Origin of the sequence: uncultured Granulicatella sp., from assembly GCF_938030755.1 — a bacterium.
Lineage (GTDB): Bacteria > Bacillota > Bacilli > Lactobacillales > Aerococcaceae > Granulicatella.
Map to the genome: position 1 here is coordinate 21,826 of NZ_CALHIF010000066.1, position 11,454 is coordinate 33,279.

At 38.9% G+C, this 11,454-nt stretch carries 8 protein-coding genes and 1 pseudogene; 2 read left to right on the forward strand and 7 right to left on the reverse strand.

Features of this window, described 5'->3' with window-relative positions:
* Nucleotides 1-39: 39 nt before the first annotated feature.
* Complete coding sequence (locus Q0594_RS06980) at nt 40-1,365, reverse strand: C1 family peptidase (RefSeq protein WP_298730783.1); 1,326 nt, start codon at nt 1,363-1,365, stop codon at nt 40-42.
* 147 nt (nt 1,366-1,512) lie between these two features.
* Complete coding sequence (locus Q0594_RS06985) at nt 1,513-3,738, reverse strand: pneumococcal-type histidine triad protein (protein WP_298730785.1); 2,226 nt, start codon at nt 3,736-3,738, stop codon at nt 1,513-1,515.
* Between the two features lie 220 nt (nt 3,739-3,958).
* Between Q0594_RS06985 and Q0594_RS06990 the strand changes: the two genes are divergently transcribed.
* Nucleotides 3,959-4,363: a hypothetical protein gene (locus Q0594_RS06990; protein WP_298730787.1), complete on the forward strand. Its 405-nt coding sequence runs from the start codon at nt 3,959-3,961 to the stop codon at nt 4,361-4,363.
* A gap of 70 nt (nt 4,364-4,433) precedes the next feature.
* Here the strand turns inward: Q0594_RS06990 and Q0594_RS06995 are convergent, their stop codons facing one another.
* From Q0594_RS06995 to Q0594_RS07005, 3 genes are all read right to left on the reverse strand, one after another.
* Nucleotides 4,434-4,823: a MarR family transcriptional regulator gene (locus Q0594_RS06995; protein WP_005607056.1), complete on the reverse strand. Its 390-nt coding sequence runs from the start codon at nt 4,821-4,823 to the stop codon at nt 4,434-4,436.
* Between the two features lie 66 nt (nt 4,824-4,889).
* A complete protein-coding gene (locus Q0594_RS07000; RefSeq protein ID WP_005607059.1) occupies nt 4,890-5,297 on the reverse strand; it encodes a hypothetical protein in 408 nt (135 codons plus the stop codon).
* A gap of 630 nt (nt 5,298-5,927) precedes the next feature.
* Nucleotides 5,928-7,667, reverse strand: a complete 1,740-nt coding sequence (locus tag Q0594_RS07005) for a M3 family oligoendopeptidase (RefSeq protein ID WP_298730794.1) — start codon at nt 7,665-7,667, stop codon at nt 5,928-5,930.
* A gap of 133 nt (nt 7,668-7,800) precedes the next feature.
* Here Q0594_RS07005 and Q0594_RS07010 point away from each other — a divergent pair, with 133 nt between their 5' ends.
* Nucleotides 7,801-8,658: a helix-turn-helix domain-containing protein gene (locus tag Q0594_RS07010; RefSeq protein ID WP_298730797.1), complete on the forward strand. Its 858-nt coding sequence runs from the start codon at nt 7,801-7,803 to the stop codon at nt 8,656-8,658.
* Nucleotides 8,659-8,707: 49 nt separating this feature from the next.
* Here the strand turns inward: Q0594_RS07010 and Q0594_RS07015 are convergent, their stop codons facing one another.
* Nucleotides 8,708-11,185, reverse strand: a complete 2,478-nt coding sequence (locus tag Q0594_RS07015) for an ATP-dependent Clp protease ATP-binding subunit (RefSeq protein WP_298730798.1) — start codon at nt 11,183-11,185, stop codon at nt 8,708-8,710.
* Between the two features lie 20 nt (nt 11,186-11,205).
* Nucleotides 11,206-11,454, reverse strand: a pseudogene (locus tag Q0594_RS07020) (CtsR family transcriptional regulator); the annotation flags it as partial.

Genomic DNA, 11,454 nt, shown 5'->3' on the forward strand with positions numbered 1-11,454 from the left:
CAGTCCAACGGTCCATTTCTGAGCGCGATGTCTCACATCCTAGGCTAAGGACCCCATTGGATCCCATGGGGCTAACACAATTGGTTCGCTGTTGAAAGCGTCGAGTTGCTCTTTTGTAAGCAAGTCTTTTCTGATAACGATCTGGTACGTAAACTCATCCATCCACGCATCGCTCATCATCCAGAACCCTTCAACCCCAGATTCTTCACCCCAACTGTTTTCCACTTTCCAGCGATTTGGTTTGCCATCGACAAGGTTCACCCCTGTTAATACCATCGCGTGCGTCATTAAGCTATCGCCGTATTCAAGACGTTCACCTTTTGTGAGTGAATAGTCGATTCCCGTTAAGCCTTTAAGGTCGAAGTTGTTTAGAGCTAGACGGCCATTTCCCCGGTTTGAAGATTGACCGACATCGCAACCGAACCAGACAGACTCGCCTTGTTCTAGTTGGCGAATCGCTAACGCTTTGAACGTTGCCATATCAAGGTTCAAGTAGCGCACTTGGTTCCCAACGACATTTCCAAGCATCTCAACAGTGTATGAACGGTTGAATGGTTTGTCCGCTGTTGGTGAGTTGATAATAGACACGTAATCGTCCAAGTTCAAGCCTACGAATTGTTCGAAGAAGCTTTGCGGTGTCAAGTTCAAGTGACGATGGAATTCCTTGTCTTTATCGCGATATTCGAAATCGAATGTTTCTGGCGGAGTTCCGAGAGTCACGCTTAGTAAGTCATACACTTCTTGCATTAATTGTTTACGTGTTTCTTTGATTTCCTCTTCGCTAGCACCTCTTGCCACTAAGTCACGGAGCACTTTTGCGTCTTGGCGAAGTTTTTTATTTAAATATTTGTTCAAATCGCTTGAAGCCGAGCTTGAAAAACTTTCAGGCATCACACTCTTTGGCACAACTCCATATTTTTTGAAGATAGACACAATCATATCCCATTGCCCACCGTCTTGTTGAGGGGTTTGTAAAAGGAAGGCTACATTGCGGCTTGTCACAGGTTCGCCCGCTGTTTTTAAAATATTTTCATGGAAATAATTGGCCTTTTCGTATTTATCCCAAAAGAAAGTATAACTTTGTGAGAGTTCAAATTCTTCGAGCTTGAAGTTATTAAAGAGTCTGTGGCGGAATGTATTCAGCGCTGCAAACATCCAGCAACGACCAGAAGCCTTTTGGTTGGCTACTTTTCCGTGTTCCAAATCAATCGAATACACCGGCTGATTTTCCACAACAGACGCAACCGTCTCACTAGATCCTTTCAAACCATTCTTCACCGCAGCATTTTGGGCCACAATACGCTCTGGCTTACTTCGAAAACTTTCTTTATATTGTTTCGTCAATTCCTTCGTTAACGTAAACATCACTTCATCTCCTTTAACCTTAATATTCTTATCGTACTCCTCTTAAGAAACGGATGCAATACGATTTAATAAAAAAGCAACAATATTCTTTATATTTTGTTTCCATCAAAAAAGACGGTATCCCTACCGCCTTTTTCTAACACCCTCTTATTTAGTAAAATCTGCCATATTGATTGGAATGACCCTTCCGTCTGGCAAGCGTAATTCCGCTGTTCCATCCATATTAAAGACTAAACTATCTAATCCAACCCCATAATTAGCAGCAAACTTAGCAAGTTTTTCTTGGACAGGATCCACTGCAGGCTCGTCATTCTCTCCTGAATCTAAACTAGGCTCTGTACCTTCATTTTCATGAGGCTTTGGAGTCGATGGAGTTTCAGGTTGGGATTGCGAATCACTTGGCTTAGACGTTAAGTCTGAAGGTTTCTCTTCTTTCGTTGTTTCCTTTGGTTCTTCTGAAGTACTTTGCGGCGCCTCTTCTGGTTGTTTTTCTTTTTCTCCTTGTCCCTTTTCCCCTGTATTTGCTGTGGATGGTTCTGTTTTTTCTGCATCTTTTTGCGCATGCTCTTGGAATTGTTTGAGCACTCCCGGTTCTTCCGTCTTTTGTTTTGGATCTAAGACTGGAACTTCAACCACATAATATGATTCATTTTCTTCGTAAGGGTTCGCCATAAAAGTCACTCGAATGACATTCCCCGGAGTAGAAGTGACTCCTTTATAGGCTTCAGGAATCGGCAACTGAATTTCCCCTACTTTATAGTTATTTTCCAAGTATGGTGTTCCGTGGAACTCATCAAACACACGGACCAATGCTTCTGTTCCTCCCGGAATCTTATACTGTGGTTTCAATCTGAGATGAGTGTCCCCGGCATAAAACGGATAGAAAATAGTATGACTAGCCATTTCATAAGCAAGAGATGCAGTCACTGTGAACGTTCCTTCATAATGAACTTCTGGATAATCTTTTGAAGTGATACTATATTTAAACGTCTCTCCTGGCAGATACGATTTGAGAAGTTCAAAATTGGCAATATTTCCAACTCCATCTCCAAACACTCGCCCAGATAGCTTTTCTAGTTGATGTCCGTCTGGAGTCGTGAGTTTCACAATCATATTCGTCCCTAATTTTTCATCGATTCCCGGAGCAAATGTGAATGAAACACGCTTCTGCCCATTGGCTAAAGTAAAGGCCTGATTATTAAAGGTGCTTGCTTTCAACAGCGCAATTGCTTCTTCTAATTCCGCACCAGTATACACTTTATTATTCCGTTTTTTGGCTACTCCATCTTCTGGTTTAGAGGTTTCATAATCATGATGAGAATGCCCTCCGCTAAACGGTTTACTCTCATCAATAGGTTCTGCGTGATGATGATCTCCATGAGGATAAATAATTGAATTTTTTTCCTTATCGACTACAATTTGGTCTCGTTTAACCCCATATTCTTTCATAATTCGAGCAATTTTTTCCTCGATTTTTTTCTCTAACTCTTTTTCCTCTTTATTCTCCTGAGTCGTATTTTCTGAAGGAGTCACTTCCTGCGTGGTATTTGGTTGATTATTCTCGGGTGCTTCCTCAACCTTTCGACCATAATACCGCGCTCTGGCTTCTTCTAGGTTTTCTTTAGGAATCAAATATTCCCATTGACTATTTACGAGTTGTTCATATGGAATTACATGAACATCTTTTAAACTACCATTATGAGCTACTAATAAATACTTGCTTGTTTTTCCAATAATATGATTTCCATCAAATAAAAATCCATCACTCGTAGGATAATGAATTCCTGGAAATTGTTTTTCACTTGAAGAGGAATCCGGTACTCGATTCTCTTCTCTAGAAGTTGAAGGAGGTGTTGAAAGGAATGCTCCTGTTGTTCCTCCAAAATTAGATTGAACTAGACCTGGTGAAGATAACGAATGAGCGGTCTGATTCAATTGGCTTTTATAAATAAAGTGGTAATGATCCCCGTGTCTCACCACATATCCAAGCTCATTCTCCTCAACAACATCTTTGAAATCAAAAGTATAATGGTCCTCCTTAGAATTCAATGGATAAGATGTCTTCCTATCTTTATGCTCGAAAATAGCATCTTTCGGGACTTCTCCATAGACAAAATGATAGTGATCTCCATGTTTTTTGAGATAACCATTTGTAAAAACTTCACCTACAATAGTTTTAGGTTTATTCTTTTTAATTTCTTCAGCTGCTTTCTCGTATTTTGCCATTTTCTCCTTATCGATTTCTTCTTTTGTTGTTTCCTCTGCAACTGGTTCTTCTTGTTTCACAGCGCCTTGTTGATTCACCCACACAAATCCGCCTAATAGAGCGATACTCGCACTTCCAATAAAGAGTGATTTCTTTAGTAATTTCATTGAATTTCCCCAAAAAATATTCTAAATCGTATTTATTACGTTTTACAATATACTACCCTACCTCACTTCTGTCAACCACCTTGTGAGAAAAATCTTCAATCTTAAACTTTTAACTCTAACCATAACCGTTTAAAAAACCCATAAAAGAATCGAGTTTTAATCGATAAATAAAAAATTTGAATTATACTAATAGCTAATCCATCACCAAAAGGAGTTTATCATGAATTCTTCTTTTAAAAAAATCATCTTAATGAATACCTTATACGGAATACTTTGGGGAGTTATTTTTATCTGGGCTAAATACATGGATGTCATTAGCAAAGCCCCTAAAGGCGGGGTGTTCCGATTTGATTTTCAATCATTTGTTGGTTGTATTTTGCTATCTGGAATTTATCTGTTTCCACTTTTTAAAATGACCGTTAAAAATACGAACCTCCATGAGTGGAAAAAATCAATCGCTTTAAGCCTCTCTATGATCCTTGCTTTCTTAGTTGGAACTTTTGATATTTCAAAAAAAGCATTCCTCATCACTCACGAGGGCCTCTTGTATATCCTTGCAATTGTTCTATTTCACCAACTGTTATTCCTCATCTACAAATTCTTCAAAAGAAAAAAACAGGCTTAAAACTTTTTAATGGAGACGATATTCCTATATATTTCATTTACAAAAAAACACCGGCTAAACCGGTGTTTCTTTATTCCTCATTCAATCTTCCAAGATAATACTTAAAAGTATCCTCATCATTCCCTAATTTTCCAAAGAACATTTCGTCAATATGTTCAATTTTAGGTACTGCTTCTTTTAATATTAATTCAGCTTTTTCGTTCAAAATAACGGCTTTTGCTCTAGTATCTCTGGAATGTTCTTGTCTTTTTACAAAATCCTTTTTTTCCAACAAACTTAATATTTGAGACACCGTCATAACATCTATTCCCGAAAGTTTAGAAATCATTACTTGAGTAACCTCATTTTCAGTTTGCAATAAATAAGCAAGTGCAGCTAAGACTACAAACTGAGGATGTGTTAGGTTAATTTTTTTTAGTTCTTGTTTAATCATAAAATGCCATTTATTATAGGCTCTCATAAATAGCAAACCGGTCGATTTCTCAGAATCCTTCTTATATTTTGATGTAAACAATCAAAGATCACCTTAACTTTCTAAGTATTTTTTTAGGATAAAGATAGAGTCTGGAACATCTGAAAAAACTTGTTTTAAAAATTCCAAGTGTTGGATATCTTCACTATCTAAGCTTACAGAATGTTTTATAATTACACTCCCATCATTATTATCGATAATTTGATGTCCAAAAAGTATATCCCCAAATGGAGTAGCCGTTTTATCCCAAAATTCTTCAAATACTTTTACATGGGTAAGTTCGTATTCCATTGGAGGCATGCCTTCAAGCTCCATAATTCCTTTTGAACCTGTTTCAAAATTACCTTTTAAAGTAATATTTTTTAAATCTTCCTCCCAAGTATACCATTTTTCAATATTGGCATAGTACTCCCAAGCCTCTTCTTTAGTTGTTTGGATTTTTAAGCTAAAACTAAATTCCATAATTATTCCTCCTTATAATAAGTACACTTATTATAAATACTTTTATTATTAGTGTCAAACAGAATAGAATCTTTATTGATTTTATTACTAGCATACAAATCATGGAAATTCACAACTAGGATAGAATATTCTTAAAAAGAGTGAAAAACCCCTTCGAATTCTATAGCAATCATCATAGCGAGTGTAATCGATGCGAATTAGTGACTCTGGAAACTTATTTCCTAGAGTCACTTTGAGGCTCGATAGGAGCTGAGACTTAAGGCTCAGCCCGGTACAGCTATAATGATTGCTATGAAGATATCCGAAAGGACTCGAAGTACATTGTAAACACCAGTGTCTTATACGTAAGTTGCCTTAACAAAAATTAAACAGAATATCTAGCTGCTCCAAGCGTAGAGTGTGATGGATAAACAAAACGAGCATCAGTGGATTGAAAGAATAGTGGGAAATCGTATTGAAACGAATAAGAGGGAGTTAGGAATTGATTCCTTACTCCCTCTTTGAGGCTTCAAAGGTGAGTGACTACAGGCACGAGCCGGTACCCCACTATGACTCTTTCAATCTTCAAACTGATGCTCGAAGGTTTATCCACCCCATCAAAAGATGGATGAATCTGTCAGATATTTTGTTTTATTTTACTGGCGTTAAAGTAATGAACTGCTCGATGTTGTCGGCAACTTGCGCCAACGCTTTCTTCCAAAATGCGCTGTCTTCAACATCCACGCCCAACACCTTCGCAGTATCTTCCGCAGAAGTCACCGTTGTCGCACGCAATAACTCTTGATATTTCTCAACGAATCCTTCAGGTTGCTCTTGATAGATGGCATATAACCCTTTAGAGAACAATCCGCCGAATGCGTATGGGAAGTTGTAGAAGCTTAAGCCGCTGCTGTAGTAGTGCGGTTTGCAAGCCCACATATATGGATGCATTGCATCTGGATCTAATCCATCGCCGTATGCTTCTTTTTGGGCATCCAACATTAATTGTTCTAAGTCTTTCGAGAACATAAAGCTCTTTTCACGGTTTTCAAATACTGCTGATTCGAATAAGTAACGTGAGTAGATGTCCACGATGATTTGTGTTGTATCTTGTAATTGAGATTCCAATAAGGCTACTTTTTCAGCATCGCTTGCTTGGCTAATCACTGTGTTCATTACGATATTTTCGTTGAAGGTTGACGCAGTTTCAGCAACAGGCATTGAGTACTCTTGGTTTAATACACGGTGATTTTCGATATGTAAACCGTGGTACGCATGTCCTAATTCGTGCGCAATTGTTACAACGTCGCTTAATGAGCCAGAGAAGTTTGTTAAGATACGTGATTGTTTGATGAATGGTAGATTGCTACAGAACGCGCCCCCCACTTTTCCTTTACGTGGTAAGAAGTCGATGTAGTTATTTTCGTATGCTTCTTTTGTCATCTGTGCTAAATCTTCTGAGAACCCTTTAAAGTTTTCTAATAAGAATTCTTTCGACTCTTCGATTGTGAAACGACGTGAGCTTTCTCCGATTGGTGCAAATAAGTCGTAGAATGGTAATCCATTTTCATGACCTAAGAGGGAAGCTTTATGTTTTAAGTAAGCGCGGAATTGTGGTAAGTATTCGCGAATCGCTTCAAGAAGCGCATCTAATGTTTTACGAGACATACGAGATGCTTCTAATGTTTGTGCGAGGGGTGATTCAAAACCGCGTAAGCTTGTTTCTGTTAGGACTTGTTGTTTAATATTGTTTAAAGCAAATGCGATTGGTTCTTTAATCGTATCGTACATTTTCAATTCTGTTTCGTACGCCTCTTTACGAACCGCTGCATCTGCGTCATACGCCATATTACGAATTTCGCTAAGGGTTACTTTTTCGCCTTTAAATTCGCCTTCAACGCCTGAAGTCATCGCTTCGAAGAGTTGTTCCCAACCATCTCCACCGCTGATAGAGAATTTCGCAATCACATCTTCTAATTCATCGGATAATAGGTGTTTGTATTGTTGTTTTGCTTCTGCAAAGTAGAATTCGTAGTCTTTTAGATTTTCGTCGGAAGTGATATCAGTTTCTACGCTTCCGATAAATTTGTAAACTTTGGTATACGCACTGTTTAACGCAGCATACGCATTTCCGAATAATGTACGATATTTATTCGCTGTTTCGTCTGTTGTGTTAGCAGTTAATGTTAAATTAATGTAGTTTCCAAGACGGTTGCTTAAGACGCTGAACTCTTCTAGCGCTGTGATTGCTGCTTTGATAGATTCTAAGTTATCTTCGAGCGTTAAGCCGTTGAATACCTCTCTAAAGTTTGAAAAACGTTCAAAGTCACGTTGAAACTCTTCACTTTCAAATGAAGGGTAAATTTCTTTTAATGACCATTCTGTTGACATTTCGGATCCCCCTTATTTCACTATATGTTTTATTCTACCCAATTTTTCTGAAAATTCATAGTGTAAGTACCTTTATTCTCCCCCAAACAACGTGTATACTTAAAGGGCAAACACTGTTCAAAAAGGAGTTCTTATGAAAAAGACTTGGAAAGAATTGTTCCCAGATGCTCTTCTTGGAGAATCGACTCAAAATGCTGTTCCTGTAGAGTTGAACGGCGAAACGATTTTTCTCTTAGAAAAAAGTTTATCTGAACGTGAACGATTCCTCATTCAAACATTAACTACACAATCGACAAAAACAACAGCTCCAACGCATCCTTGGCTTGCCTACTTAGAAGGAAAAGGGGCTCTTCCAAGCGAGACCGCCTATATTCAAAGCGTGCATTTAGCCGTCTTTCCAAAACAGGAAGGCGTCTTTCACGAAAAAGACTGGTTAGAATTCGTCGAGAACCTAACCGTTGGGTCGCTTGCCATCTTCAAAAACTTCCGCCATCATTACACGCTGGTCGTGAATCCGGAAGTCTCAACCGCTCTTGCTAGCACTCTTTTTGAAGTAAAATCCGCTATTGAAGACGACTTTGCGGTAGAACTGCAAATCTTTATTGGGAACCGATGGGCAACGAATACGAATACCCCACTACTGTACCAAGCCGAGAAAGCTCTATTTGTTGAATATTTATTACATTCTCATAAGCGCTCTTGTCTAGAATTCTCACCTGTTCTTCTATGGGGAATCGCCAATGGACTGGTGGATATTGCTCCGATAGCGGATGAACTACTTCTTCTTTTAAACGTAGAGGAAGTAAAAGAGTTCGTTGAAGCCCTTTGGGATGCCCATGGAAACGTCTCAAAAGCTAGCAAAAAATTATTCTTACACCGGAACACTTTACAATACCGCATCGACCGTTTTGCAGAACAAACCGGACTCAACGTCAAGGATATGAACGACCTTACGCTCTGTCACTTACTCTTACAAAAACAAAGTTACTAAAAAACAGCCACTTCTATATAGCATAGAAGTAGCTGTTTTCATTATAATATTACGCTTTTACAGCTTCTTTTTTAGGAGCGACTTTTGTTTCTTTAATCGTCACTTTCCCTTTTTGAGAACCGATTGTCACTTTTTGGCCGAAGCGAATTTCTCCGCTGAGGAGTGCTTCACTTAGTGGGTCTTCGATTTTCTTTTGAATCGCGCGACGAATTGGACGTGCCCCGTATTCTGGGTCGAATCCTTCTTCCGCAATTAAATCAATCACACCAGAAGTGAATTTCAATTCAATATTCAGTTCCGCAAGACGAGTCTTAATGTCTTTTGTCATCAATTGAACGATTTGACGTAATTCAGGTTTCGTCAATTTATGGAAGACGATAATTTCATCGATACGGTTCAATAACTCCGGACGGAACGCATTCTTCAACTCTTCGCGGATGCGTTTTTCCATTGCTGTATGGTCGTGTTGTACGTTTTTTGCACCGAAACCAACTGATTTTTCATCTCTTAAAGCCGTCGCTCCAAGGTTTGAAGTCATGATAAGAATCGTATTTCTGAAATCGACTTTACGTCCTTTTGAATCTGTTAGATGTCCATCGTCTAAAACTTGCAATAAAATATTAAACACATCTGGGTGGGCTTTTTCAATTTCATCTAAGAGAATCACAGAATAAGGTTTGTTACGAATCTTCTCTGTTAATTGACCGCCCTCATCAAATCCAACGTATCCAGGAGGCGAACCGACTAAACGGCTAACCGCGTGTTTCTCCATATACTCAGACATATCGATACGAACGAGTGCATCTTGGTCGCCAAACATCGCTTCCGCTAACGTTTTAGCTAACTCTGTCTTACCAACCCCTGTAGGTCCAAGGAATAAGAATGAACCGATTGGACGTTTTGGATCTTTCAATCCGCTACGAGCACGACGAATCGAACGAGCTACTGCTGATACAGCTTCTTCTTGTCCAATCACGCGTTGATGCAATTCTTTTTCAAGGTGAACGAGACGTTCGCTTTCTTTTTTCTCCATTTGTTTTAATGGAATACCAGTCCATTGAGATACCACTTCTGCAATATCTTCTTCAGTAATGGCCGCAACGAATTCTTGTTTGGCTTCGACTTCTACTTTGTGACGTAGTTTTTCAAGCTTGTCGCGTTTGGCTTGTTCTTTTTTGCGTAAACGAGCTGCTTCTTCGAATTTTTGTTCACGAATCGCATCGTCTTTCTTCTGTGCTAGTTCTGCGACTTCTAATTCTAGTTTTTGAAGCGGAGAATGTTTGCCGCTACGATCTAGTCGAGCTTTAGCTGCTGTTTCGTCCATCAAGTCGATAGCTTTATCTGGTAATTTACGAGACGTAATATAACGGACTGATAATTGAACTGCTGCTTCAATCGCTGCGTCAGTGATTTCTACGCGGTGATGCTCTTCATAACGTTTGCGAAGGCCTTTTAAGATCTCAACGGTATCATCTGCACTCGGTTCATTCACTTGAATGGATGCAAATCGACGCTCTAATGCAGCATCTTTCTCAATATATTTTTGATACTCATCTAACGTTGTCGCCCCAATGACTTGGATTTCTCCACGTGCAAGCGCTGGTTTTAGAATATTAGAAGCATCAATCGAACCTTCCGCTCCACCTGCGCCAATCAACGTATGCAACTCATCAATAAAGAGAATCACATCTTGTTCACGGTACACTTCATCCAAGATTTTCTTCATGCGTTCTTCGAATTCACCACGATATTTTGTTCCAGCAACAACTGCACCCATATCTAACATCATTAAGCGCTTCTCTGCAATTTCTTCAGGAACTTCACCAGAAACCATTCGTTGAGCCAACCCTTCAACAATAGCTGTTTTACCAACACCTGGTTCCCCAACAAGGACTGGATTATTTTTCGTACGACGACTAATAATTTGTATAATACGACGTACTTCTTCTTCACGACCAACTACCGGATCAATCTTTCCTTGACGTGCTAGTTCTGTTAAGTCACGTGCTAATCCATTTAATGTAGGTGTTCCTTCTTGGCTAGATTCTTGGCGAGCTTTTCTTTTAGCAACTCCTGAATTAGCTGGTTGAATTCCTATTTTCCCATAGATTTCTTTCATTAATTCTTGAGGGTCAACTTGGTTATCACGAAGAATCTTCGTTGCTAATACTTCTTCACGTAATAGGGCTAATAATAAGTGTTCTGTCCCTACTTGCGGCACTTCGAGGCGTTTTGCTTCATCTGTAGCAGATAAAATCACCTTTTTAGCTCTAGGAGAATAAGGCATTAAATAAGGATCCATCTGTTTACGATTTGAGCCATATCCAGTCAGTGATTCGATTTCCGTACGAACAATTTCTGCTGTGAGGCCTGCTGCACGTAGTACATGACCAGCAATCCCTTCTTGTTCCAAGATTAATCCTAATAATAAATGCTCTGTTCCAACAGCCTGATGCTTAAATAAAATAGCTTCTCTAGCGGCTAAGACCATCGCACTTTTTGCTTTTGGTGTAAAAATTTCACTCATGGACTTTATCCTTTCTGTTTCTAACGATACTTCAAGTTATCGATTAATTTTTTCATCATATTACTACGAATTTCATCTCCATTTTTAACAGAAACTGGGAACGTGTCCTTCTCCATCATCAAAGCCATCATTTGGGCTTCACGTTTTGATATTAATTCGTTCTCATATAAATTTTGTAATAAATGATTTGCTTCTCGTACTGATAGTTGAGGCGGAATTAAATCTCCTAAAGTATTTAGAACATCCATTTCATCCACTAAATTTACTTT